The sequence below is a fragment of the Kitasatospora sp. NPDC048239 genome (genome assembly GCF_043202015.1).
Classification (GTDB): domain Bacteria; phylum Actinomycetota; class Actinomycetes; order Streptomycetales; family Streptomycetaceae; genus Kitasatospora.
Genome location: NZ_JBICZP010000001.1, coordinates 2,098 through 26,752 on the forward strand (window position 1 = coordinate 2,098; position 24,655 = coordinate 26,752).

Consider the following 24,655-nt stretch of genomic DNA (forward strand, 5'->3'; position numbering starts at 1 on the left):
AGAGCTGGGGGTGGCCGCAGAGACCAGCGAGAAGCGACTGTTTACTAAAAACACAGGTCCGTGCGAAGCCGTAAGGCGATGTATACGGACTGACGCCTGCCCGGTGCTGGAACGTTAAGGGGACCGGTTAGCTCCATTTCGGTGGGGCGAAGCTGAGAACTTAAGCGCCAGTAAACGGCGGTGGTAACTATAACCATCCTAAGGTAGCGAAATTCCTTGTCGGGTAAGTTCCGACCTGCACGAATGGCGTAACGACTTCTCGACTGTCTCAACCATAGGCCCGGTGAAATTGCATTACGAGTAAAGATGCTCGTTTCGCGCAGCAGGACGGAAAGACCCCGGGACCTTTACTATAGCTTGATATTGGTGTTCGGTTCGGCTTGTGTAGGATAGGTGGGAGACTTTGAAGCAGCAACGCCAGTTGTTGTGGAGTCGTCGTTGAAATACCACTCTGGTCGTGCTGGATGTCTAACCTGGGTCCGTGATCCGGATCAGGGACAGTGTCTGGTGGGTAGTTTAACTGGGGCGGTTGCCTCCTAAAGAGTAACGGAGGCGCCCAAAGGTTCCCTCAGCCTGGTTGGCAATCAGGTGTTGAGTGTAAGTGCACAAGGGAGCTTGACTGTGAGACTGACGGGTCGAGCAGGGACGAAAGTCGGGACTAGTGATCCGGCGGTGGCTTGTGGAAGCGCCGTCGCTCAACGGATAAAAGGTACCCCGGGGATAACAGGCTGATCTTCCCCAAGAGTCCATATCGACGGGATGGTTTGGCACCTCGATGTCGGCTCGTCGCATCCTGGGGCTGGAGTAGGTCCCAAGGGTTGGGCTGTTCGCCCATTAAAGCGGTACGCGAGCTGGGTTTAGAACGTCGTGAGACAGTTCGGTCCCTATCCGCTGTGCGCGTAGGAGTGTTGAGAAGGGCTGTCCCTAGTACGAGAGGACCGGGACGGACGAACCTCTGGTGTGCCAGTTGTCCTGCCAAGGGCATGGCTGGTTGGCTACGTTCGGGAGGGATAACCGCTGAAAGCATCTAAGCGGGAAGCCTGCTTCGAGATGAGCACTCCCACCTCCTTGAGAGGGTAAGGCTCCCAGTAGACGACTGGGTTGATAGGCCGGATATGGAAGCCCTGTGAGGGGTGGAGTTGACCGGTACTAATAGGCCGAGGGCTTGTCCTCAGTTGCTCGCGTCCACTGTGTTGTTCTGAAACAACGACCCCCATGACATGGCCTGTCGTGGGTGCGATTGACAGTTTCATAGTGTTTCGGTGGTCATAGCGTGAGGGAAACGCCCGGTTACATTCCGAACCCGGAAGCTAAGCCTCACAGCGCCGATGGTACTGCAGGGGGGACCCTGTGGGAGAGTAGGACGCCGCCGAACAATCATTCCAAAGAAGCCCTGACCGGTCACCGGTCAGGGCTTCTTTGTATTTCCGGGAGTTGTCGGAGCGGGTCGGCTGGCGGGGTTTCTTCCGGTGGCTGAACATTCGTTGACCCTGCTCAGGGCCCGCTGCGACGCTGGGGTCGTGAGCCAATCCGAGCGCCTTGTGGGCCGCCTGTACGTCGATCTGCGACGTCACGCGAGCGCCCTCTGTGCTGCCTGCCGCTGACCGGCCTGCCGGGCCGGCGCAGTTCGCCGTGCTGACTCACCTGTCGGGCTGACCTTCTCGCCTGGCCCTGCCGCCTTCGCCGCTTCGCCTTCCGGCGTTCGGACCTCCGGTGGCGCCGGTCCGTCACAGCGGGTTCCTCCGTCTGCCGCACCTCCTCTCCCCAGCTTCCGTACCCGTAAAGGACCAGCCATGTCCGCTGCCCTGCCGTCCCGTCGACACTTCCTCGCCCTGTCCGCCGTTGCGGCGGCGGCCGCCGCGTGCGGTCGGGCCACCGCGAGTAGCTCAGGAGGCGCGGAGACCAGGAAACTCAGATACCAGGGCGTCGTGGGGCAGGTGACGCTGCCCGAACTCGCAGAGGATCTCGGCTACTTGGGCGATGTGAAGCTGGAGTGGGTCGGCAACACCATCAGCGGGCCGCAGGACATCCAGTCGGCGGCGACCGGCCAGACGGACTTCGGTGGCGCGTTCAACGGAGCGGTGGTGAAGCTGATCGCGGCCGGCGCGCCGGTGAAGGCGGTGATCAGCTACTACGGCGTGGACGCCGGCCTGTTCAACGGCTACTACGTGCTGGAGGACAGCCCGATCCGGTCCGCGCGGGACCTGATCGGCAAGAAGGTCGCGATGAACACCCTGGGCGCGCACGGTGAGGCGGTGCTCGACACCTACCTCCAGCGCAACGGCTTCGCGCCAGGGGAGTTGGGCAAGGTCGAGCGGATCGTGCTTCCGCCGGTCAACACGGAGCAGGCGCTGCGGCAGAAGCAGGTCGAGGTCGCGGTGCTCGGCGGCATCCTGCGGGACAAGGCCGTGGCGGCCGGCGGGATCCGGCCGCTGCTCAGCGACTTCGACCTGCTGGGCGCCTTCAGTGCCGGTACCTATGTGCTGACCAACAGGTTCCTCAAGGCGAACCCCACCACCTCGAAGACCTTCGTCACCGGCGTCGCCAAGGCCGTGGAGTGGGCCAGGACGACGCCCCGCGAGGAGGTGGTCGCCCGCAGTGTGGAGATCGTCAGGAAGCGCGGCCGCAACGAGGACACCTCCACGCTGCAGTACTGGAGGTCGTTCGGGGTCGCCGAGCCGGGAGGTCGGCTCAGCGACCGGACCTTCCAGATCTGGATCGACTGGCTGACCACCCACGGCGACCTGAAGCAGGGCCAGGTGAAGGCCGCCGACCTGTACACCAACGAGTTCAACGGCTACGGGAGTTGAGCAGGGATGACCGCGCACATCAGCTTCCGCCAGGTGACCAAGACCTTTCCGGTCAGGGGCGGCTCCGGCCGCGGGCCGGCCGCGTTCACGGCCCTGGACTCCGTCGAACTGGACGTCCCGGCCGGTGAGTTCATCGCTGTGGTGGGGCCCAGCGGGTGCGGCAAGTCGACGCTGCTCGACCTGCTCGGCGGGCTGACTGCACCGACCTCCGGCGAGATCCTGCTGGGCGGCCGGCCGGTGACCGGTCCGGGGCCGGACCGCAGCATCGTCTTCCAGCAGTACGCGCTGCTGCCGTGGCGGACCGCGCAGGGCAACGTCGAGTTCGGCCTGGAGGCGATCGGCGTGCCGCGCCGGCAACGGGCCGCCAGAGCGCGGGAGTACCTGGACCTGGTCGGTCTGACGGGCTTCGAGGACCGGCACCCGCACGAGCTGTCGGGCGGGATGAAGCAGCGGGTGGCGATCGCCCGGAGCCTGGCGTACGACCCGGAGGTGCTGTTGATGGACGAGCCGTTCGCGGCGCTCGACGCGCAGACCAGGGAGTCCCTGCAGGACGAGCTGCTGCGGATCTGGCGCAGCACCGGCAAGACGGTCGTGTTCATCACCCACGGCATCGAGGAGGCCGTCTACCTGGGTGGCCGGGTGGCGGTGCTGACCTCGCGGCCCGGGCGGGTGAAGGAGATCGTGGCGATCGACCTGGGGGAGCGGTCGGAGGGCCAGGACCTGCGGTCCAGCCCGGAGTTCGCGCGGTACCGGCATGAGATCTGGAGTCTGCTGCACGACGAGGTCAGCCGTGCGCAGCTGTTGGAGCGGGAGGTCAGCCAGGTATGAGCACCGATCTGAAGACGGCGGCGGTCGCCGGCCGGGGCGCCGGGAGCGGCACTGCCGACGAGGCCGAACGGACCGGGCTGGGGCCGCAGGACGTCCGGCAGGCCCCGGCCGCGGCGGTGGTGCGGCCGGACCGGACGGCACAGCCGGAGGGGACGGCGCGGTCTGAGCGGGGCCGGGCGGTGGCGGCGCTGCGGCGGTTGCCGAGGCTGCTGCTCGCCGGGCTCGGCAAGTCGGTGGCGGTGGCCGCGCTGCTGCTGCTCTGGGAGTTGGCGCCGCGCTTCGACCTGGTGGACCGGACCTTCCTGCCGCCGTTCTCCGAAGTGGTCGACGCCTGGGTCGGGTTGTTGGAGAGCGGCCAGCTGGCCGACAACACCTGGGCCAGTCTGACCCGTTCGCTGAGCGGGTTCGGGCTGGCGGTGGTGATCGGGGTGCCGCTGGGGCTGCTGATCGGCTGGTACCGGCCGGTGGCGAGCCTGCTGAGCCCGCTGCTGGAGCTGTTCCGGAACACGGCCGCGCTCGCGCTGCTGCCGGTGTTCGTGCTGATCCTGGGGATCGGGGAGACGTCCAAGATCTCCATCGTGCTGTACGCCTGCCTCTGGCCGATCCTGTTGAACACCATCAGTGCGGTGCGCAGCGTGGACCCGACGCTGATCCGCCTGGCGCGTTCGCTCGACCTGTCGGCGCCCCGGCTGTTCCAGAAGGTGATCCTGCCGGCGTCGGTGCCGATCGTCTTCACCGGCATCCGGCTGGCCGGGGCGGTCTCGATCCTGGTGCTGGTCGCCGCCGAGATGGTCGGGGCGAAGGCCGGGCTCGGCTATCTGATCAACGCCTCGCAGTACAACTTCGCGATTCCGCAGATGTACGCGGGGATCGTGACCATCTCGCTGATCGGGGTGGTCTTCAACCAGCTGCTGGTCGCCCTGGAGCGCCGGTTCACCGCCTGGCGTGCGCCGCTGGGTGGTTGAGAGCGGGGCAGCAGAGCGACGCGGTACGACGTGAGCCCCGAGGCCCTCTCCCGGCCTCGGGGCTCACGTCGTACCGTCGCAGTCGGCCTCGCTAAGCGGCGGCGTAGCGGCCGGCCGGGCGGGGCAGGCCGTAGTGCTCGCGCAGGGTGCGGCCGGTGTAGCCGTCGCGGAAGAGGCCGCGGCGGCGCAGGATCGGCAGCACCTGCTCGGTGAAGTCGGTGAGCCCGCCGGGCAGGACGGGCGGCATGATGTTGAAGCCGTCGGCCGCGCCCTGGCCGAACCAGCGCTCGATGTGGTCGGCGATCTGCTCGGGGGTGCCGGTGACGACCTGGTGGCCGCGGCCGCCGCCGAGCCGGCCGACGAGTTGGCGCAGGGTCAGCCGGTCGCGTTCGGCCAGGTCGCGGATCAGCTCGAAGCGGCTCTTGGCACCGTTGATCTCGGCGACCGGGGGCAGCGGGGGCAGTGGTTCGTCCAGCGGGTGGTCGGTGAGGTCGACGCCGAGGACGGTGGAGAGCACGCCGACCGCGCGGTCCGGGTTGATCAGCTCGTCCAGCTCCTGGTCCAGCCGCCGGGCCTCGGCCTCGGTGGAGCCGATGACGGGCACGATGCCGGGCAGGATTTTGACGTGCCCGGGGTCGCGGCCCGCGGTGGCGGCCTGCCGCTTGAGGTCGGCGTAGAAGGCCTGGCCCTCCTCCAGGGTCTGCTGGGCGGTGAAGACCGCCTCGGCCCAGCGGGCGGCGAAGGCCTTGCCGCTGGCGGAGGAGCCGGCCTGGACGAGCAGCGGGTGGCCCTGCGGACTGCGCGGGATGTTGAGCGGGCCGCGGACCTGGAAGTGCTTGCCGACGTGGTCGATGTCGTGGACCCGGGCGGCGTCGGCGAACCGGCCGCTCGCGCGGTCGAGGACCAGTGCGCCGTCCTCCCAGCTGTCCCAGAGCGCGGTGACCACGTCCAGGAACTCGGCGGCCCGCTCGTAGCGGACGGCGTGCTCCTGGTTGGCGGTGCGGCTGAAGTTCTGGGCGGAGCGCTCGCCGGCCGAGGTGACGATGTTCCAACCGGCCCGGCCGTGGCTGATGTGGTCGAGCGAGGCGAACTGCCGGGCCAGGTTGTAGGGCTCGGAGAAGCCGGTGGAGACCGTCCCGATCAGGCCGATCCGCTCGGTCACCACGGCGAGTGCGGTGAGCAGGGTGAACGGTTCGAAGTGGCTGATCAGGCCCCACCCGCCGTCGGAGCGGGCCTCGACGCCGTCGGCGAGGAACACCGAGTCGAAGGACGCGGCCTCGGCCTGCTGTGCCAGTCGCTGGAAATGCGCGATGGAACCGGCTTCGGCCGGATCGGTGCGCGGATGGCGCCAGGCGGCCTCGTGGTGGCCGACGCCCATCAGGAACAGGTTGAAGTGCAGCTGGCGGTTTTCGGGCACGGCGGAATCACTCCGGGAAGGGGAGGGAAATAGGGATACCCGAAATCCTTCCGGTCGGGCCCGGGGGCGACAACCATTCGCCAGGCCGTGGAATTAATCCGGCGTTGACGGGCGGTCATACAGGTCGGGTACGTGTGGCGGTCGGTCACCGGACGGCGCGCGCGGTGCGCAGTTCCATCGGCCGCTGGTAGACGCTGTCCAGCACGGGGGCGCAGGCCGCGACCGCGAGCACCTCGCTGCCGAAGCCGGTCGCGGTGACCAGCTGCTCGGGCCCGGCGTGCGAGTGGCGGCGGATCTGCTCGTACAGGTAGGGGCGCAGCGAGGGTGCGACCGTCAGGCCGGCCTCGCTGACCACCAGCACCTCGGGGTTGAGCATGTCGAGCAGCAGTGCGGCCGTGGGGGCGGCCAGTCGCAGCCGCTCCTCGAAGAGGCGCAGTGCGGCGCGCTCCCCGGCGCCCGCCAGGGCGAGCAGCCGGTCGAAGTCCGGTGCCGGGATGAGGCCCTGGGCGTGGGCGCGGCGGGCCAGGGTGTGTTCGGAGACGGCGGCCTGGAGGCAGCCGGTGCGGCCGCACAGGCACGGTTCGGTGGAGCCGGGTACCGGGAGGTGGCCGATGTCCCCGGCGCGGGAGCGGCGGCCGCGCAGCACGGTGCCGCCGGTGGCGATGGCGGCGTCGACGACGTTGCCGATGAACAGCTGGACGAGTTCGGTGGCGCCGCGGCCGGCTCCGAAGAGCAGTTCGGCCCGGGCGAGGGCGCGGGCGTGGCCGTCCACGTGGACCGGCAGCCGGGTGGCGCCGACCAGGACCTCGCGGACGGGGACGTCGCGCCAGCCGAGCGGGCCGTGCTCGACGACGCTGCCGCGTTCGGAGTCGACCCAGCCGCCGGTGACCACGCCGAGGCCGAGCAGCGAGTGGCCGGCGGCGCGGCGGGCCAGGAAGCCGGGGAGGTGGGTGCGGATCGCGGTGAGGACGGCGTTCGCGTCGCCGCGCCGGGGCAGGCGTTCGTGGGCGACGACCCGGCCGCGCAGGTCCAGCAGGGCGAAGGTGATCCAGGGCACGCCGATGTGGACGCCGCAGGCGAGGTGGTGGCGGGTGTCGATGTCCAGCGGCAGCCGGGGGCGGCCGGCCCGGGGCGGGCCGTCGGCGGGCGGGAGTTCGCGCAGCAGTCCGAGGCCGGTGAGGTCCGCGGTGTGCCGGGAGACGGCGGCCGGGCTGAGCGCGGTGGCCCGGCCGAGTGCGGTCCGGGTGAGCGGGCCGCCGGCCAGGACGGCGCGCAGGACGGCTCCGGTCCCGCCGCCCTCCGCGGGCGGTCGGGCCCTGTCGGGGGAGGGCGGTGCGACCAGGGAGAGCATGCGGTTGATGCTTCCAGCGGCGTGTTGCGCAGGCGTGGCGGCGGCATGAAGGGCCGGACGGCGCACCCCATCGGCCTTAACGGCTGTCAATATGCCGCTAAAACTGCCTGATCAGCGCCCCGATCGCTGGAGAATCGCCCGTCACGCCGTAGTCTCCAAGGTGAGGGGAACAGATGTCCGGGGTGGTTCCGCGGGCAGGCCGGATCAAGAATGGTGCACATGGGACGCGGCAGGCTGCGGATCTTCCTCGGGGCGGCGCCCGGGGTCGGCAAGACGTACGCCATGCTGGCCGAGGCGCACCGCCGGCTGGAGCGCGGTACGGACGTCGTCGTCGGGTTCGTCGAGGACCACGGGCGACGGAACACCGCCGAGCTGGTCCGCGGCCTGGCGATCGTCCCGCGCCGGGAGATGACCCACCGGGACGCCGCGTTCACCGAGATGGACCTGGACGCCGTGCTGGCCCGCCGCCCGCAGGCGGTGCTGGTGGACGAGCTCGCGCACACCAACGTCCCCGGCAGCCGCAACGCCAAGCGGTGGCAGGACGTCGAGGAGCTGCTGGCGGCCGGCGTCGACGTGGTCTCGACCGTCAACATCCAGCACCTGGAGTCGCTGGGCGACGTGGTCGAGGGAATCACCGGGGTGCGGCAGCGCGAGACCGTCCCGGACGAGGTGGTCCGGCGGGCCGACCAGATCGAGCTGGTCGACATGGACCCGCAAGCCCTGCGGCGCAGGCTGGCGCACGGCAACGTGTACGCGCCGGAGAAGATCGACGCCGCCCTCGCCCACTACTTCCGCCCGGGCAACCTCACCGCGCTGCGCGAACTGGCGCTGCTCTGGACGGCCGACCGGGTCGACGAGTACCTGCAGCGCTACCGCGCCGAGCAGGGCATCCAGGGCACCTGGCAGGCCCGCGAGCGGATCGTGGTCGGCCTGACCGGCGGGCCGGAGGGCGCGACGCTGATCCGCCGGGCGGCCCGGATCGCCGCCCGCGGCTCCGGCGGCGAACTGCTGGCCGTCCACATCTCCCGCTCCGACGGCCTGGCCGGCTCCGGCACGGGCTCCTCCCAGGCGCTGATCGAGCAGCGGGCGCTGGTGGAGGGCCTCGGCGGCAGCTACCACGCCGTGCTCGGCGACGACCCCGCCGCCGGGCTGCTGGACTTCGCGCGCGGCGTCAACGCCACCCAGATCGTGCTGGGCACCAGCCGCCGGCCGGCCTGGCAGTACCTCTACGGCCCGGGCGTGGGCACCACGGTGACCCGGGCGTCCGGCGACATCGACGTGCACATCGTCACCCACGAGCACGCCGCCAAGGGCCTCGGCCGGATCCCGATCCGCAAGGTCACCGACCTCGGCCGGACCAGGGCCGTCGCGGGCTGGCTGATCGGCCTCGGCGGGCCGCCGCTGCTGGCGCTGCTGCTGACCCACGTCGAGGGCCTCGGGCTCTCCACCGACATGCTGCTGTTCCTGTCGCTGACGGTGTGCGCGGCCCTGGTCGGCGGACTGTTCCCGGCGATCGCCTCGGCGCTGGTCGGCTCCTCGGCGCTGAACTACTACTTCGCGCCGCCGATCCATACCTTCACCATCGACGAGCCGCAGAACATCATGGCGGTGGCGATCTTCACCGCCGTCGGCATCGCGGTCGCCTCCGTGGTGGACCTCGCCGCCCGGCGCACCCACCAGGCGGCCCGCAGCCAGACCGAGGCGCAGACGCTCAGCGCGCTGGCCGGCACCGTCCTGCGCAGGGCGCCGAGCGGGGACGGCGTGCTGACCGCGCTGCTGGAGCAGGTCCGCGAGACCTTCCAGCAGGACTCCGCCGCGCTGCTGGAGCGGCCCGACCCGCTCATGCCCTGGCAGGAGGTGGCGGCGGCCGGACCGCACCCGCCGCAGCGCCCCGAGGCCGCCGACGTGGACGTCCCGGTCGGCGACACCCTGGCACTGGTGCTGCGCGGGCGGGTGCTGCCCGCCGAGGACCGCCGGCTGCTCGGCGCGTTCGCCGCGCAGGCCGCGGTGCTGCTGGAGCGCCGCCGACTGGCCGGGGAGGCCGCCGCCGCCCGCCGGGAGGCCGAGGGCAACCGGATCCGCACCGCCCTGCTGGCCGCCGTCTCGCACGACCTGCGCACCCCGCTGGCCGGCATCAAGGCCTCGGTGACCTCGCTGCGCTCGGCCGACGTCGAGTGGGACGAGGCGGACGAGGCCGAGCTGCTGGCCGGCATCGAGGCCGGCGCGGACCGGCTCGACCACCTGATCAACAACCTGCTCGACATGAGCCGGCTGCAGACCGGGACGGTCACGCCGCTGCTCCAGGAGACCGACCTGGACGAGGTGGTGCCGTTCGCCCTCGGCGGGGTGCCGCCGGAGTCCGTGCGCCTCGACGTCCCGGAGACGCTGCCGATGATCCGGGCCGACGGCGGGCTGCTGGAGCGCTCGCTCGCCAACCTGGTCGAGAACGCCGTCAAGTACAGCCCGGACGGCGTCAAGGTGCTGGTCAAGGCCGACGCCCTGCACCCGGCGGGCGGCCGGGGCCGGGTGGAGCTGCGGATCGTCGACCGCGGGCCCGGCGTACCCGAGGACGCCAAGGAGCGGATCTTCGCGCCGTTCCAGCGCTACGGGGACGCCCCGCGCGGCGCCGGCGTCGGACTCGGGCTCGCGGTGGCGCGCGGCTTCGTCGAGGCGATGGACGGCACCGTCACCGCCGAGGACACCCCCGGCGGCGGACTCACCATGGTCGTCAGCCTGCCCGCCGTCGACCGCCCGCCGGAGCCCGCCGAGGCGCCGCCGGCCGCGGCCGGCCCGGTCCCCGCAGGACCGCCCGACACCCACCCCTACCGACAGCTGTGAAAGGCGGAGCCCGTATGACCCGGGTCCTCGTCGTGGACGACGAACCGCAGATCGTCCGCGCGCTGGTGATCAACCTCAAGGCCCGCAAGTACGAGGTCGACGCGGCCCACGACGGCGCCGCCGCCCTGGAGCTGGCCGCCGCCCGCCACCCCGACGTGGTGGTCCTCGACCTCGGCCTGCCCGACATGGACGGCGTCGAGGTGATCAGGGGCCTGCGCGGCTGGACCAGGGTGCCGATCATCGTGCTCTCCGCCCGGCACGCCTCCGACGAGAAGGTCGAGGCCCTGGACGCGGGCGCGGACGACTACGTCACCAAGCCGTTCGGCATGGACGAGCTGCTCGCCCGGATGCGCGCCGCCCTGCGCCGGGCCGAACCGGTGTCCGGCGAGGACGACTCGCTGGTGGTCACCGACACCTTCACCGTCGACCTCGCGGCGAAGAAGGTCAACCGGGACGGCACCGACGTCCGCCTCACCCCGACCGAGTGGCACCTGCTGGAGGTCCTGGTCCGCAACGCCGGACGGCTGGTCAGCCAGACCCAGCTGCTCCAGGAGGTCTGGGGCCCGGCCTACCGCACCGAGACCAACTACCTGCGGGTCTACCTCGCCCAGCTGCGCCGCAAGCTGGAACGCGACCCCTCGCACCCGCGCCACTTCATCACCGAGCCGGGCATGGGCTACCGCTTCGAGGGGTGAGCCGGCGGGGGCCTGCCGGACGGGCCGGGTACCGGACCCCCGTTGACTTCGCGGCCTGCCCCCGGGGGCCCGGAAACCGGTACCCTTCGGGCATGAGTGGTGACATCAGCAGCGACCAGCCGCAGGGCCGCTTCCGCCGCATGCTCAGCCGGCTGACCTCCTCCGCGGAGGAGCTGCAGGCCGAGGAACTGCGCCAGGAGAGCGCGGCGGAGTCGGGCTGCACTCCGATCGCCAGCTGCGGGGACCGTGCTCTGGTCACCGTCGCCGGCACCCTGCGAACCGTGACCCTCCGGCCCCGGGCCGGGGTGCCCGCGCTGGAGGCGGAGCTCTTCGACGGCACCGAGGCGCTGGACGTGGTCTGGCTCGGCCGCCGGTCCATCGCGGGCATAGAGCCCGGCCGCCGCCTGGTGGCCAGCGGCCGGATCAGCCACGCACGCGGGCGCCGCGTGCTGTTCAACCCCCGCTACGAGCTGCGTCCGGTCGGACACGGGAGCGAATGAGCGTGAGCAACCACCCCGGCGGCGAGACCGCCGCCCAGCTCGACGCGGTCGAGGCCGCCTCCGGTGAGGCCGCGGCCCGTGAGGCGGCGGCCCGCGAGGCCGCCTCCCGGGAGGCCGCCGACACCGTGATGAAGGCGTTCGGCGGTGTCCGGGGCATGGTCGACATGACGCTGCCCGGCCTGGTCTTCATCATCACGTACAACATCACCCACCAGGTCCCGGCGGCCGCCTGGGCCGCGCTCGGCCTCAGCGCCCTGTTCGTGGTGGCCCGGCTGGCCCGGCGGGAGACCGTCCAGCACGCCTTCAGCGGCGTGTTCGGCGTCGCCATCGGTGCCTGGATCTCGATGAAGACCGGCAAGGCGGAGAACTTCTACCTGCCCGGCCTGCTCTGGAACGTCGGCTACGCCGTCGGCCTGGCCGTGTCGGCCCTGGTCCGCTGGCCGATGATCGGTCTGATGCTCGGCCCGATCACCGGCGAGATGTTCACCTGGCGCAAGCAGAACCCGGGCCGCCTGGCGGCCTACACCAAGGCCACCTGGGCCTGGGTGGTGATCATGGGCATCAAGCCGCTGATCCTCTTCCCGCTGTACTTCACCCACAACGTCAACCTGCTCGGCTGGCTGAAGGTGGCCCTCGGCATCCCGCCGATGCTGCTGGCGATGTACGTGACCTGGCAGATCCTGCTGAAGGCGCCGCCGCCGATCAAGGCGCAGGTGGACGACGAGGAGCCGGACGGCGCCCTCCGGAAGTGACCCGCGGCCGGACGCGACCCGGAACCGTCACGCGAGAGGGCCCGCACTCACCGAGTGCGGGCCCTCTCGCGCGGTTTCCCGGGCCTACTGGGCGCCGGAGGACGCCGAGAGCAGGTCCTCCAGCTCCTCCTCGCGCTCCTGCGCGGCCACGAAGAGCAGCTCGTCGCCGCCCTCCAGGGTGTCGTCCTTGCCCGGCGTGAGCACCCGGCCCTCGCGGATGATGGTCACCAGCGCGGTGTCCGGCGGCCACGGCACGTCGCCCACCCGCGTCCCGACCAGCTCGGTGTCGGCGGCCAGGGTCAGCTCGACCAGGTTGGCGTTGCCCTGGCTGAAGCGCATCAGCCGGACCAGGTCGCCGACGCTGACCGCCTCCTCGACCAGGGCGGACATCAGGCGCGGGGTGGAGACGGCCACGTCCACGCCCCAGGACTCGTTGAAGAGCCACTCGTTCTTGGGGTTGTTCACCCGGGCGACCACCCGCGGCACCCCGTACTCGGTCTTCGCGAGCAGCGAGACGACCAGGTTGACCTTGTCGTCGCCGGTCGCGGCGATCACCACGTGGCAGCGCTGCAGTGCGGCCTCGTCCAGCGAGGTGATCTCACAGGCGTCGGCCAGCAGCCACTCCGCCATGGGGACCCGCTCCACCGAGATGGAGTTCGGGTTCTTGTCGATCAGCAGGACCTCGTGGCCGTTCTCCAACAGCTCGCCCGCGATCGAGCGGCCGACGGCACCGGCCCCGGCAATGGCGACCCGCATCAGTGACCCTCCTCTTCCGGGCCCTGCGCGAACGCGGCCTCGACCGCCGTCAGGTCGGCCCGGCGCAGCATCACGTGCACCAGGTCACCCTCCTGCACCACCATCTGGGACGAGGGGAGCACGCCCTCCCCGAGCCGGGTGACGAACGACACGCGGGCGCCGGAGGCCTCCTCCAGCGCGCTGATCCGGTGACCGACCCAGCGCGGGTCGTACGCGACCTCGGCGAGCTGGACGGTGCCGCTCGGGTCCTGCCAGAGCGGCTCGGCGCCGCTGGGCAGCAGCCGGCGCAGCATCTGGTCGGCCGTCCAGCGGACGGTGGCCACGGTCGGGATGCCCAGGCGCTGGTAGACCTCGGCACGACGGGGGTCGTAGATCCGGGCGGCGACGTTCTCCACACCGAAGTTCTCCCGGGCGACCCGGGCGGCGATGATGTTGGAGTTGTCGCCGCTGGAGACGGCCGCGAAGGCGCCGGCCTCCTCGATGCCCGCCTCCCGCAGGGTGTCCTGGTCGAAACCGACACCCGTCACCCGGCGCCCGTTGAACCCGGCACCGAGGCGGCGGAACGCCGTCGGGTCCTGGTCGACGACGGCGACCGAGTGGCCCTGTTTCTCCAGCGCTCTGGCGAGGGCGGAGCCCACGCGGCCGCAGCCCATGATGACGATGTGCACCGGCGCTACCTCACCCGTCCCGTTGGGGTCTTGACCTGCGCAAACACCGTTCATCATCCTTCCCCGCCCCACCGTGCGGGGCGAGCGTTCTCGTGTGGCCTGACGCGACAACTTGAGTGTTGCCCGCCTGCTCGTATCCGACACGCTAGCCGGTCCACCGAACACAGTCGCGACGAAGGGGGGGCCATAAGTCGGACCGCACGCCGAACAGCCCCTACGATTCCTTAACGTGCCTATGCCGACTGACCTTCCGAAACGCATCCTGATCGGGCGTGCGTTGCGCAGCGACAAACTCGGGGAGACGCTGCTCCCCAAGCGCATTGCGCTGCCCGTGTTCGCCTCGGACGCGCTCTCCTCGGTCGCGTACGCGCCCGAGGAGATCCTGCTGACGCTCTCCCTGGCGGGTGCCTCGGCCATCCACTTCTCCTGGCAGATCGGCGTCGTCGTCGCGATCGTCATGCTCGCGGTGGTGGCCTCGTACCGGCAGAACGTGCACGCGTACCCCAGCGGTGGCGGCGACTACGAGGTCGCTACCGTGAACCACGGGCCCAACTCGGGCCTGGTGGTCGCCAGCGCGCTGATGGTCGACTACATCCTCACCGTGGCGGTCTCCACCACCTCCGGTGTTGCGAACGTCGTCTCCGCGGTGCCCGCGCTGCGCGGCCACGAACTGACCCTGTCCGTGGTCGTGGTCATCGTGCTGATGGGCATGAACCTGCGCGGGGTCCGCGAGTCCGGCTCCGCCTTCGCCGTCCCGACCTACGCCTTCATGGTCGGCGTGCTCGGCATGGTGGTCTACGGAGTGGTCCGGCACTTCGGCCTCGGCCAGGACATGCCCGCCGAGAGCGCCGGGTTCCACCTGCAGCCGACCGCGGGCAACGAGTCGCTGGCCGGCTTCGCCATGGTGTTCCTGCTGCTCAAGGCGTTCTCCTCGGGCTGCGCCGCGCTGACCGGTGTGGAGGCCATCTCCAACGGCGTGCCGGCCTTCCGCAAGCCGAAGAGCAAGAACGCGGCGACCACCCTGCTGATGATGGCGTCCATCGCCGTCGTGATGTTCATGGGCATCATCTGGCTGGCCCGCCTCACCGGCGTCCAGATGGCCGAGGAGCCCGCCGTGCAGCTGGGCGGCGCCCCCGGGGACTACCACCAGAAGACCGCGCTCGCCCAGATCAGCGAGGCCGTCTTCTCCAACTTCACGCCCGGCTTCTACTTCGTCGCGGCCGTCACCGGCCTGATCCTGGTGCTCGCCGCCAACACCGCGTTCAACGGGTTCCCGGTACTCGGCTCGATCCTCGCCCAGGACCGCTACCTGCCGCGCCAGCTGCACACCCGCGGTGACCGGCTGGCCTTCTCCAACGGCATCATCCTGCTGGCGCTGGCCGCGATCCTGTTCATCATCGCCTTCGACGCCGACCCGACCCGGCTGATCCAGCTCTACATCGTCGGCGTCTTCGTCTCCTTCAACATGAGCCAGTCCGGCATGATCCGGCACTGGACCAGGCTGCTGCGCACCGAGACCGACCCGGCCAAGCGCCGCCACATGCAGCGCAGCCGGGCGATCAACACCTTCGGCCTGGTGATGACCATGGCCGTCCTGATCGTCGTGCTCGCCACCAAGATCAGCCACGCCTGGATCGCGATCGCCGCGATGGTCGTGCTGTTCGTGATGATGAAGGCCATCCGCAAGCACTACGACCGGGTCTCCCACGAGCTGGTCGCCGCCGAGGAGCCGGACGACGTGGTGCTGCCCACCCGGGTGCACGCCATCGTGCTGGTCTCCAAGCTGCACAAGCCGGCCCTGCGGGCGCTGGCCTACGCCCGGCTGGCGCGCGCCCACACGCTGGAGGCCGTCACCGTCAACGTGGACCCGGCGGACACCGCGGCGCTGCGCAAGGAGTGGGACGAGCGCGGCATCGAGGTGCCGCTCAAGGTGCTGGACTCGCCGTTCCGCGAGATCACCGGCCCGGTCCTGGACTACGTGAAGAACCTGCGCCGCAGCAGCCCGCGCGACGTGGTGTCGGTCTACATCCCCGAGTACGTGGTCGGCCACTGGTACGAGCACCTGCTGCACAACCAGAGCGCGCTGCGGCTCAAGGGTCGCCTGCTGTTCAAGCCCGGAGTGATGGTGACCTCCGTACCCTGGCAGTTGGAGTCCTCCGAGCGGCGCAAGCCGCAGAAGGCCTGGTCGGCCCCCGGCTCCGTCCGGCGTGGCGAGCCCCGGGCGCCGAAGGCCGTAAAGTCGAAGGTCTCCGCTCCGCCCGAAGGCACCGCTGACAGCAGCAAGGACTCCTCCCAGTGACCCGCAACACCCCGCCCCGCTCCAACGGCTCCTCGGGCAAGGGCGCCCGCAAGGGCGCCGCCAAGCCAGGCCAGGTCGCCCGGCCGCGCTGGGGCAAGCCCGTGCGCCCGGCCGCCACCGACCGCGACGGCTTCACCGCGCAGACCGCGCCGCTCGCGCCGGGTGAGCGCGCCCCCGAGCGCCCGGCGCCCGCCGAGCAGCGCAAGGAGAAGCCCAAGCAGGCCGCCAAGCAGGGCGCCAAGCAGGGCGCCAAGGACCAGCCCAAGGGTGCGGAGCGGCCGCGCAAGCAGGCCGTCCGCCCGCCCAAGGCGCTGCGCGCCGTCCGTGCGCCGCGCGCCGAGGCGGCCCCCAGGGGCCCCGGCGGCGATCCGCTGGTCGGCGAGCGCTACGAGGTCGAGGTCGGCCCGGTCGCGCACGGCGGCGGGCACTGCGTGGCCCGGCACGAGGGCCGGGTGCTCTTCGTCCGGCACGCCCTGCCCGGCGAGACGGTGATCGCACAGGTCACCGAGGGGACCACGAAGTCCCGCTTCCTGCGCGCCGACGCGGTGGAGGTCCTCACCCCCGCGAAGGACCGGATCGCGCCGCCGTGCCCGTTCTCCGGGCCCGGCAAGTGCGGCGGCTGCGACTGGCAGCACGTCACGCCCGGCGGGCAGCGCAAGCTCAAGGTGCAGGTGCTCACCGAGCAGCTGGCCAAGCTGGCCGGCCTCACCCCGGCCGAGGCCGGCTGGGACGGCAGCGTCGAGCCGGTCGGCGACAAGCTGCCGGCCGGGCAGGTGCCGGCCTGGCGCAGCCGGGTGCAGTACACGGTCGACCAGGCGACCGGCAAGGTCGGCCTGCGCAAGCACCGCTCGCACGACATCCAGCCGATCGACCGCTGCCTGATCGCCTCCGAGGGCGTCACCGAGCTGGGCATCGAGGCGCGCGACTGGCCGGGCGTCGCCTCGGTCGAGGTGATCGCGGCCTCCGGCTCCTCGGACCGCCAGGTGGTGCTGACCCCGGCGCCGGGCGCGCAGCTGCCGCTGGTGGAGCTGGACAAGCCGGTGTCGATCGCCCGGATCGACGACCACGACAACATCCACAAGGTGCACGGCCGCTCCTTCGTGCGCGAGCGCGCGGCCGGTCGGACCTGGCGGGTCAGCAACGGCGGCTTCTGGCAGATCCACCCCGAGGCCCCGGACACCCTGGTCGACGCCGTCCTGGACGGGCTGGACCCGCAGTGGGGCGAGAACGCGCTCGACCTGTACTGCGGTGTCGGCCTGTTCGCGGGCGCGTTGGCCGACCGGGTCGGCGAGGAGGGCGCGGTGCTCGCCATCGAGTCGTCCAAGCAGGCCGTCGTCGACGCCCGGCACAACCTGGCCGTGCTGGACAACGTCCGGATCGAGTGCGACCGGGTCGAGACGCTGCTGCCGCGCACCGGCATCACCGCCACCGACCTGATCGTCCTCGACCCGCCGCGGGCCGGTGCCGGGCGGGAGACCGTCGCGCACCTGGTCGGGCTGGGCGCCCGCCGGATCGCGTATGTCGCGTGCGACCCGGCCGCGCTCTCCCGTGACCTGGCGTTCTTCCGCGAGGGCGGCTACCGGCCGGTCTCGCTGCGCGCGTTCGACCTGTTCCCGATGACCCACCACTTCGAGTGCGTGGCGATCCTGGAGCCGGTCGGCGAGTAGCCGTGACGTGACGGAGGCGGCACCCGGGGGTCCGGGTGCCGCCTCCGTGCGTTGTGCGGGGCGTCCGTCGTGCGGCCGTGCGGTCCCGGGGGGCGTGTGGTCGGGTGCGCGGGCCGTCAGCTCTCGCCGCGCGCCTCGTCGGCGGTGTGCGGCAGGGCGATGCCGTGTTGGGCGGCGAGTCGGAGCAGTCCGGCGATCCGGCCCTCGTAGGCCTGGACGCCGTCGGCGTCCCCGTCGGCCCGGGCGGCCGCGAGTTCCTTGCGGGCCTGTGCGAGCTGCTCGCGCAGCTCCTGGTCGAAGATGGCTGTCATGTGCCGGCCTCCACACCGGTCGGTGCCGCTCCAGGGAATGCTCAGGGGGGTTCAGACTCTACGAATGTGAAGAACTCTTCAAGTCTCGCTCCCCGCGGCGGCCCGGAGGGGTTGGGCAGGCCGGTCGGACGGGTGGTCCTGCGCGGCCCGGCGGTCTGCGGGTGTCGGCGCGGGCCGGGCGTGCCCCGGCGCCGTCCCGCTCCTGCCTTGAGATGGTCGGCCCGGTCGGCCCGGTCGGCCCGGTCGGCCCGGTCGGCCCGGTCGACCCGGTTGGTTCGCGGGGGTTCGCGCCCCCGGCGCCGGGGCATGGCCGGGGGTAGTGGAACCGTCGGGGTGGTGGGAACGGGGGCGCGCAGGCGTGTGGATGCGCCCTTGTTGTGCTAGCACTTCAGCGCTAGCTTGAGGTGCATGGGTAAGAAGCAGCTGAACGTCCGGGTGGACGCCACCACCGCGGAGATGGCCCGGGAGCGGGCGGAGCAGCAGGGGATCAGCATGAACCAGTACATCGAGCGCCTGGTCCAGCAGGACATGGGCGAGGCCGGGCGGGCGTTCGTCGACGCCGCCGCCCAGTTCATGAAGGAGTACGAGACGGCGTTCCTGGCCGAGTTCGGCGGCGGGGCCGACCTCCAGGACGTGCGCCGTTGAACCTGGAGGTCGACCTCTCGTGGCTGCTCATGACGGCCGAGCAGTACACCCCCGGTGACCCGCAGGTCACCGACTACGGATCGCTGCTCGCCGCGGTCTCCCGCCATCAGGCCGAGATCTTCGACATCGCCGTCTATCCCGAACCGCAGGACCGTGCCGCCGCCCTGATGCACCAACTGATCCGGGTGCCGGCCCTGGAGAAGACCAACGAACTGTTCGCCACCGCCGTCGCCTACGCCTATCTGGTGGCCAGCGGCTGCACGGTGGCGACCACCGCCCGCGAGGTGCGCAGCCTCGCCCGGGCCATCCGCGAGGGCCGGCTCGGTGTGGCCGGGGTCGCCGAACGGCTGTCCGCCTGGGTCGTGGACGAGGCGGAGGGCGAGGGCGTCAGCGGCGAGGAGGACGAGGACACGGACTGACCCTCCGTTCGTCCGTCCGGCGGGTCAGGGCAGGGCGGGCGGGGCAGGGCGGTTCGGATCGCGGCCCCGGCCCCGGGGCCGGTCAGGCTCCGGCGGGCTCGGCGATCAGGGCCGTCGCGAACGGGCGGAAGCCCACCCGGCGGTAGATCCGGGCGACGTCCTCGTCGGCGGCGGACAGGAACACCGTCCGCACGCCGTTCGCCCGTGCGTGCGCGACCAGCGCCGCCGTCACCGCGAGGCCGAGGCCGCGGCGACGGGCCGAGGGCAGGGTGCCGACCCCGGCCACCTCGGTGACCGGGCCGACCGGGTTGTGCTGGCCCGCGCACAGCGCCGCGCCGTCCTGGAGGGCCGCGGCGAGCACGGTGGACCCGGCGGCGATCCGGCCGGCGATCCGGGCGACCGTGCCGTCCGCCACCGACTTCTCGGCGGCCACGGCCAGCTCCCCGGCGCCGGCGGCGCCCAGACCGGTGCCCGGCTCGGCGAACGCCAGGTGCGGGACGGTCACGGCGCTCGCCAGGCCCGGGTCGTCGGCGGCCAGGACCCGCACCGACACGCCCTCGGCCACGGCCGGCGCCGGGGCGTCCGGCGCGTCGTCCGGGCCGAGCACCAGCAGCGGGTGCTCGTGCACCACCAGTCCGGCCTCCTCCACCGCCGCGCGCAGCAGCGGGTCGTGCTCGGCCACCCACTCGAAGGCCTCCGGCGCCCCCAGCTCGCGCTGACGGGCCAGCACCCGGCGGACGTCCTCGGCGGTGGCGGCCGGGCCGTCGTGGCCGAGGGCGGGCCGGGCGTAGTACGGCCAGCCCTCGCCGTCCCGGACGAACAGGCTGAGCGGACCGAAGTCCTCGACGCGGGCGGCGGAGCGCGGCACGGCGTCGTAGTAGCGCTCGATCTCGTCGAGCAGCGGGCGGTGGGCGGGATCAAGATCGACAGGATTCACGCCGTGCATCCAAGCAGGGCGGGCGCGGTCCTGCCACCGGTTTGTGCGGGCCGGTGGCGGGCGGGCGGTGGTGCGCGGGCCGGTGGCGGGCGATCGGGCGATGGGCGGTCGGTGGGCGGACCGGTCCGCGGATCTTGCAGGTCGCCCAGGGCCCGGGCATTTCGGACCGATTGTTGCCGAATGCTTACAGGCCGGGCGATCTTGCGCGCAGGCCGCGTGGCATCCTGGGGCCTTTACAGCTCTGCCGGACGGGAACGGCGGACGTCCGCGCTGGGCGAGGCGAGGGGGATGACAGGCTCATGAGGCTCTGCTTTCTGGTCGAGGAGCACTACCGGCACGACGGCATGCCGCTCGACGTCGTGCGCCAGCTCACCGCGTGGGGGCACCGGGTGGACGTACTGCGCCCCGGCAACTCGCTGATGGCGATCTCCGAGGCGGTCCGGGCGGGCAGCCACGACGCCTGGGTGCTCAAGACCGTCTCCGGCGGACCGGGCCTGACCCTGCTGGAGGCGGCCGCCGCCGTCGGCCTCACCACCGTCAACGACGTCCGCTCGATCCGCAGCGTCCGGGACAAGGCGCTCGCCTCGGTCATCGCCCGCACCCGGGGCCTGCCCGTCCCGGTGACCTACGCGGCCGCCCGCTGGGAGCGGCTGGCGGAGATCCCCCAGTCCGAGTACCCACTGGTGGTCAAGCCCGCCGACGGCAGCTCCGGCCGGGCGGTACGACTGGTGCCGACCCCCGAGCACCTCGTCGAACTCGGCCCCGAACTGGCCGGCGAGGGCCTGCTCATCGCCCAGCCGTACGTGCCCAACTCCGGTACCGACCTCAAGGTGTACTGCGTCGACGGCGAGTTGTACGCGACCGAGCGCTGCTCGCCGCTGCACCCCGGCCAGGGCGTGCGCGAGCGGCAGGTCCCGCTGCCCGCCGAGGTGGCGCGGATCGCCGGCCAGGTGGGGGAGGTGTTCGGCCTCGACCTGTACGGCGTGGACGTGCTGCTCGGCCCGGACGGGCCGGTGGTGGTCGACATCAACGACTTCCCGAGCTTCCGGAAGGTGCCGGACGCGGTGGCCAAGGTCTCCCGGGCGGTGCTGCGGCTGGCCCGGACCGGGACGGCGGTCTCGGCGCCGGCGTCCGTGCCCGCCTCCGCCGCGGAGGCCGTCCGGCTGCCGGCCCAGGGGTCGGTCGTCGGACTGGCCGCCCCGCTGGGCGCTCCGTTGGGCGCTCCCGGGTACGGCGATGCGGCCGGGGTCGGCGGCCCGGCGTACGGCGGTCTGGGCGTCGGCGGCCCGATGTGAGGATCTGCCTCCTCACCCCCGACCCCGGGCACCCGCTGCTGGCCGCCACCGCCGAACTGCTGGCGCCGGGCCACCGGGTGGAGAGCCTCGACCCCACGGCCGGCCACGCCCCGCCCGCCGAACTGCTCGGCCCCGGCCCGCTCGCCGACGTCTACCTCCTCAAGGCCCGCACCCCGCGCGCCCTGGCGCTCGCCCGCCACCTGGAGGAGCGCGGCGCACCCGTGGTCAACTCCGCCGCCGCGACCGGGTTCTGCCAGGACCGCACCGGGATGGCCGAACTGGCCCGGGCCGCCGGACTGCCGTTCGCCGACACGCGCACCGCGCCCACCCTCGCCCAACTGCCCGACCCGGACTTCCCGTTGGTCGTCAAGAGCCGCTACAGCCGGCGCCACGACCTGGTCGCCCGGGTCGACGACGCCGCGCAGCTGCACGCCCTCGCCGAACAGTGGCCGGACGAGCCGGTGATAGCACAGCCCTACCTCGCCAACACCGGCTGGGACCAGAAGCTGTGGGTGATCGCCGGGCAGGTGTTCTGCGCCCGCCGCCGCTCCGAACTCGCCGAGGCCGTCGGCGCCTCCACCCCGGGCGCCGGCGCGTTCGGCCCCCGGGAGCTGCCCGCCGAGCGGGCCGACCTGGCCCGGCGGGTGGGCGAGGTGTTCGGCCTCGACGTGTACGGCGTCGACCTGCTGGACGGGCCCGCCGAACCGGTGATCGTCGACGTCAACGCCTTCCCCGGGGTCCGCGGGCAGGCGGGCGCGCCCGAGGCGCTGGCCGCGCTCGCCCTGCACGCGGCCGGCCACGGGACCACTCCCCGGGTGCCCGGCGTCCCCCGGGTGCCCGGTGCTCCCCGGGTGCCAGGCCAGCGCGGCGCCGGTCGTTAGGCTTGCCCTTCCGGCCGCCGCCTCCCGGCCGGGATCGCGAGAGAGACGGACCGTGCTGCAGGACATCGAGCCCTACCTGGCGTGCCCGCACTGCGCGCAGGCCCTCACCCCCGACGGACGCACCCTGCGCTGCCCGTCCGGCCACAGCTTCGACGTCGCCAAACAGGGCTACGTCAGCCTGCTCGCCGGTGACGCGCACACCGGCACCGGCGACACCGCCGAGATGGTGGCCGCCCGCGGCGACTTCCTCGCCGCCGGGCACTACCGTCCGATCGCCGAGGCCCTCGCCGACGCCGCCGCGGCCGCCGACCCCGAAGGCCTGGTCGCCGACCTCGGCGCCGGCACCGGCCACTACCTGGCGCACGTCCTCGACGCCCTGCCCGGCCGGCCCGGCGCCGCCCTGGACATCTCCAAGTTCGCGCTGCGCCGCGCCGCCCGGGCGCACCCCCGGATCGGCGCCGTGGTCTGCGACGCCTGGCGCCCGCTGCCGCTGCGGGACGCCTCCGCCGGGCTGATGCTCAACGTCTTCGCACCGCGCAACGGCCCGGAGATCCGCCGGGTGCTGCGCCCCGGCGGGACCTTGCTGCTGGTCTCGCCGACCCCCCGCCACCTGCGGGAACTGGTCGACGCCCTGGGCCTGCTCTCGGTCGACGAGGACAAGCAGCGGCGGATCGACGAGAAGCTCGGCCCGTACCTGACGCCGGTCGGGCGGCGGGAGGTCGAGTTCCCGATGCGGCTGTCGGCGGCCGACGTCCGGACCGTGGTGGGGATGGGACCGAGCGCCTGGCACACCGACCCGGACCGGCTGGAGGAGCGGCTCGGCGCGCTGCCCGACCCGGTGGGGGTGACGGCCTCGGTGACGGTCGCCGAGTACCGCCGCTGAGGGCGGCGGGGCGGGTGTGACGGGTGGGGTCCAAGTGACTGTGACGGGTGGTCCGGACCGCGGACCCCGTTGGGATGAATCTGCCGAGCAGGCACGTTTCTGCCTCCTGAGCTGCGGCTAACGTCCGACGGGTGAACCGAGAAGCCGCCCGGCCCACCCTCCCGGCCCAGCCCGATCCGCGTCCTCCGGGACGGGGCGAGCAGCCCGTGCGGAGGCCGGGTGAGCAGCCGGTGCGGGGGGCTGGGGAGCGGCCGGCGCCGGGGCCCGGGGAGCAGCCGGTGTCGGGTGGCGGGCCCGTGCAGCGCGGGGAGGCCGTGAAGCGCCCCACCGTCGAGGAGATCCGGCTCACCTCGTTCAAGTCCTACCGGCGCGCGGTCCTGCCGCTCGCGCCCCTCACCGTGCTGCACGGCCCCGCCGGGGTCGGCAAGTCCAACGCCCTCGACGCGCTGGCCGTCCTGTCCCGCCTCGCCCTCGGCGAGGAGATCGCCGACTCCCTCGACGGAGGGCCCGCACTCACCGGCCCGCTGGCCACCCCCGTCCGCGGCGGCCTGGCAGGCTGCGTCCCGCACGGCCGCAACGCGATCATCCTCGGCTGCACCGTCCGCTCGGCCGAGGGCCCGATCCGGCTGGAGCTGGTGATCCGCACGGACGGCCCGGTCAGGATCGCCCGCGAATGGCTCACCCTCGACGGCCGGACCCTGGTCGAGACCGGCGAACAGGACGTCCGGCACCGCCGGATCAACGTCACCTGGCACAACGACACCCGCCAGGGCGACATCCGGGCCCCCTTCCCCAGCGGCGGCCTGGTCACCGCGCAGATCCCGCTGCGGGTGGCCGGATCCTCGACCGGCGAACGCACGGTGCTGGCCGCCGCCGAACAGCTGCTCACCGCCCTGCGCGAGGTCTTCCCCGTCCACCCCGTGCCCGCCCTGATGCGGGACTGGGCCCGGCCCGACCCGCAGGCCAGGCTGGTCACCAGCGCCGCCAACATCTCCGCCGTGATCGCCCGGCTCGCCGGCGAGTGCGCCCGCCGCTACGGGCAGCTCCTGCGGGTCGTCCAGTCGGCCGCGCCGCACCCGCTGCTCGGGCTCGACCTCGCCCGCCGCGGCGAGGGCGACCGGGAGCGGGTGCTGGCCGTGTTCGACGAGGGCGTCCTCGGTCGTACCGGCGCCGACCAGGCCTCCGACGGCATGCTGCGCCACCTCGCGTTCGCCGCGGTGCTGCTCACCGGTGCCGGGGTGCTCGACGTGGACGCGGCGGCCGAGGTGCCCTGGGCGCACCGGCAGCTCACCGTGCTCGCCGAGGACCTCGGCGCCGGGCTCGGCACCGAGCAGGCCGCCTCGCTGCTGCGGCTGGCCCGCGAGATGTCCGGGCGCAACCAGCTGCGGGTACTGGCGGCGCTCCAGGAGCCGGCCGCGGCCCGCGAGGCGCTCGGCGGGCCGGGGGAGCTGCCGCCGGGGGTGGCGCTGGTCGAGTGCCGGCGCGATCCCGGGTCCGGGCACACCGTGCTGCGGACGGAGACGGCGCGGGTGCCCGCGCAGGCGGTGCGCGGGGAGGACGGCGCGGGGGAGGGTGAGGGCGCGGGTGCGGATGGGGTAGACCTGGACGGATGAGCGAACGAGTGACGGAGCCGTCGGCCGCGGGGGCGCGGCCCGGGGCGGGGTCGGGGGAACCTGCGGTGTCGGTGTCGGTGTCGGTGTCGGTGTCGGTGTCGGGGTCGGGGGCGGCGGCGGTGCCG

21 protein-coding genes and 2 rRNA genes (1 of these 23 cut by a window edge) are annotated in these 24,655 nt (G+C 72.5%); 17 read left to right on the forward strand and 6 right to left on the reverse strand.

Annotation, left to right across the window (positions count from 1 at the left end):
• The 5 genes from ACGFZP_RS00005 to ACGFZP_RS00025 form a co-directional block, all read left to right on the forward strand.
• Window positions 1-1,173: ribosomal RNA gene (locus tag ACGFZP_RS00005) — 23S ribosomal RNA — on the forward strand (it extends 1,796 nt beyond the left edge of the window).
• Window positions 1,174-1,258: 85 nt separating this feature from the next.
• Window positions 1,259-1,375 (forward strand): 5S ribosomal RNA (rrf, locus tag ACGFZP_RS00010).
• A gap of 418 nt (window positions 1,376-1,793) precedes the next feature.
• A complete protein-coding gene (locus tag ACGFZP_RS00015; RefSeq protein ID WP_392926923.1) occupies window positions 1,794-2,810 on the forward strand; it encodes an ABC transporter substrate-binding protein in 1,017 nt (338 codons plus the stop codon).
• Window positions 2,811-2,816: 6 nt separating this feature from the next.
• On the forward strand, window positions 2,817-3,638 hold the full coding sequence (locus tag ACGFZP_RS00020; protein WP_392926924.1) for an ABC transporter ATP-binding protein: 822 nt from the start codon (window positions 2,817-2,819) through the stop codon (window positions 3,636-3,638).
• Window positions 3,635-4,603: an ABC transporter permease gene (locus ACGFZP_RS00025; protein ID WP_392926925.1), complete on the forward strand. Its 969-nt coding sequence runs from the start codon at window positions 3,635-3,637 to the stop codon at window positions 4,601-4,603. The genes ACGFZP_RS00020 and ACGFZP_RS00025 overlap by 4 nt, the downstream gene beginning before the upstream one ends.
• Window positions 4,604-4,694: 91 nt before the next feature.
• On the opposite strand, the gene ACGFZP_RS00030 is transcribed toward ACGFZP_RS00025, so the two are convergent.
• Together ACGFZP_RS00030 and ACGFZP_RS00035 are read right to left on the reverse strand one after the other, a co-directional pair.
• Window positions 4,695-6,020 (reverse strand): LLM class flavin-dependent oxidoreductase, encoded by a 1,326-nt coding sequence (locus ACGFZP_RS00030; RefSeq protein WP_392926926.1) that lies wholly within the window; start codon window positions 6,018-6,020, stop codon window positions 4,695-4,697.
• A gap of 145 nt (window positions 6,021-6,165) precedes the next feature.
• Window positions 6,166-7,371 (reverse strand): ROK family transcriptional regulator, encoded by a 1,206-nt coding sequence (locus ACGFZP_RS00035; RefSeq protein WP_392926927.1) that lies wholly within the window; start codon window positions 7,369-7,371, stop codon window positions 6,166-6,168.
• A gap of 219 nt (window positions 7,372-7,590) precedes the next feature.
• On the opposite strand from ACGFZP_RS00035, the gene ACGFZP_RS00040 reads away from it, so the two are divergent.
• From ACGFZP_RS00040 to ACGFZP_RS00055, 4 genes are all read left to right on the forward strand, one after another.
• A complete protein-coding gene (locus ACGFZP_RS00040) occupies window positions 7,591-10,209 on the forward strand; it encodes an ATP-binding protein (RefSeq protein WP_392926928.1) in 2,619 nt (872 codons plus the stop codon).
• Window positions 10,210-10,223: 14 nt separating this feature from the next.
• Window positions 10,224-10,904: a response regulator gene (locus tag ACGFZP_RS00045; protein WP_392926929.1), complete on the forward strand. Its 681-nt coding sequence runs from the start codon at window positions 10,224-10,226 to the stop codon at window positions 10,902-10,904.
• Window positions 10,905-10,996: 92 nt separating this feature from the next.
• Complete coding sequence (locus tag ACGFZP_RS00050) at window positions 10,997-11,404, forward strand: OB-fold nucleic acid binding domain-containing protein (RefSeq protein WP_387939610.1); 408 nt, start codon at window positions 10,997-10,999, stop codon at window positions 11,402-11,404.
• Window positions 11,405-11,406: 2 nt separating this feature from the next.
• A complete protein-coding gene (locus ACGFZP_RS00055) occupies window positions 11,407-12,156 on the forward strand; it encodes a DUF3159 domain-containing protein (RefSeq protein ID WP_392926930.1) in 750 nt (249 codons plus the stop codon).
• Window positions 12,157-12,240: 84 nt separating this feature from the next.
• Here the strand turns inward: ACGFZP_RS00055 and ACGFZP_RS00060 are convergent, their stop codons facing one another.
• Both ACGFZP_RS00060 and ACGFZP_RS00065 read right to left on the reverse strand, forming a co-directional pair.
• A complete protein-coding gene (locus tag ACGFZP_RS00060; RefSeq protein WP_387939614.1) occupies window positions 12,241-12,912 on the reverse strand; it encodes a potassium channel family protein in 672 nt (223 codons plus the stop codon).
• Entirely contained in the window at window positions 12,912-13,580 is a 669-nt protein-coding gene (locus ACGFZP_RS00065; protein WP_392926931.1) for a potassium channel family protein, read from the reverse strand. Before ACGFZP_RS00065 ends, ACGFZP_RS00060 begins: the two co-directional genes overlap by 1 nt.
• A 229-nt stretch (window positions 13,581-13,809) precedes the next feature.
• On the opposite strand from ACGFZP_RS00065, the gene ACGFZP_RS00070 reads away from it, so the two are divergent.
• Complete coding sequence (locus tag ACGFZP_RS00070) at window positions 13,810-15,879, forward strand: APC family permease (RefSeq protein ID WP_392926932.1); 2,070 nt, start codon at window positions 13,810-13,812, stop codon at window positions 15,877-15,879.
• Window positions 15,880-16,190: 311 nt separating this feature from the next.
• Window positions 16,191-17,546 carry a class I SAM-dependent RNA methyltransferase gene (locus ACGFZP_RS00075; RefSeq protein WP_392928272.1) on the forward strand — a complete coding sequence of 452 codons (1,356 nt, stop codon included), beginning with the start codon at window positions 16,191-16,193 and terminating at the stop codon, window positions 17,544-17,546.
• 116 nt (window positions 17,547-17,662) lie between these two features.
• On the opposite strand, the gene ACGFZP_RS00080 is transcribed toward ACGFZP_RS00075, so the two are convergent.
• Complete coding sequence (locus ACGFZP_RS00080; protein WP_392926933.1) at window positions 17,663-17,857, reverse strand: hypothetical protein; 195 nt, start codon at window positions 17,855-17,857, stop codon at window positions 17,663-17,665.
• Between the two features lie 408 nt (window positions 17,858-18,265).
• Here ACGFZP_RS00080 and ACGFZP_RS00085 point away from each other — a divergent pair, with 408 nt between their 5' ends.
• Both ACGFZP_RS00085 and ACGFZP_RS00090 read left to right on the forward strand, forming a co-directional pair.
• Complete coding sequence (locus ACGFZP_RS00085) at window positions 18,266-18,502, forward strand: toxin-antitoxin system HicB family antitoxin (RefSeq protein WP_387939622.1); 237 nt, start codon at window positions 18,266-18,268, stop codon at window positions 18,500-18,502.
• On the forward strand, window positions 18,499-18,921 hold the full coding sequence (locus tag ACGFZP_RS00090) for a fic family toxin-antitoxin system, toxin component (RefSeq protein ID WP_392926934.1): 423 nt from the start codon (window positions 18,499-18,501) through the stop codon (window positions 18,919-18,921). The genes ACGFZP_RS00085 and ACGFZP_RS00090 overlap by 4 nt, the downstream gene beginning before the upstream one ends.
• Window positions 18,922-19,003: 82 nt before the next feature.
• On the opposite strand, the gene ACGFZP_RS00095 is transcribed toward ACGFZP_RS00090, so the two are convergent.
• Window positions 19,004-19,867: a GNAT family N-acetyltransferase gene (locus ACGFZP_RS00095; RefSeq protein WP_392926935.1), complete on the reverse strand. Its 864-nt coding sequence runs from the start codon at window positions 19,865-19,867 to the stop codon at window positions 19,004-19,006.
• Window positions 19,868-20,157: 290 nt separating this feature from the next.
• On the opposite strand from ACGFZP_RS00095, the gene ACGFZP_RS00100 reads away from it, so the two are divergent.
• The 4 genes from ACGFZP_RS00100 to ACGFZP_RS00115 all read left to right on the forward strand — a co-directional run bounded on the left by ACGFZP_RS00100 (window position 20,158) and on the right by ACGFZP_RS00115 (window position 24,530).
• Window positions 20,158-21,153, forward strand: a complete 996-nt coding sequence (locus ACGFZP_RS00100) for a RimK family alpha-L-glutamate ligase (RefSeq protein WP_392926936.1) — start codon at window positions 20,158-20,160, stop codon at window positions 21,151-21,153.
• On the forward strand, window positions 21,150-22,034 hold the full coding sequence (locus tag ACGFZP_RS00105) for a RimK family alpha-L-glutamate ligase (protein ID WP_392926937.1): 885 nt from the start codon (window positions 21,150-21,152) through the stop codon (window positions 22,032-22,034). The genes ACGFZP_RS00100 and ACGFZP_RS00105 overlap by 4 nt, the downstream gene beginning before the upstream one ends.
• A gap of 52 nt (window positions 22,035-22,086) precedes the next feature.
• Window positions 22,087-22,917, forward strand: coding sequence for a putative RNA methyltransferase (locus tag ACGFZP_RS00110; RefSeq protein ID WP_392926938.1), 831 nt, complete (start codon window positions 22,087-22,089; stop codon window positions 22,915-22,917).
• A gap of 314 nt (window positions 22,918-23,231) precedes the next feature.
• Window positions 23,232-24,530, forward strand: coding sequence for an AAA family ATPase (locus tag ACGFZP_RS00115; protein ID WP_392926939.1), 1,299 nt, complete (start codon window positions 23,232-23,234; stop codon window positions 24,528-24,530).
• Window positions 24,531-24,655 lie beyond the last annotated feature (125 nt).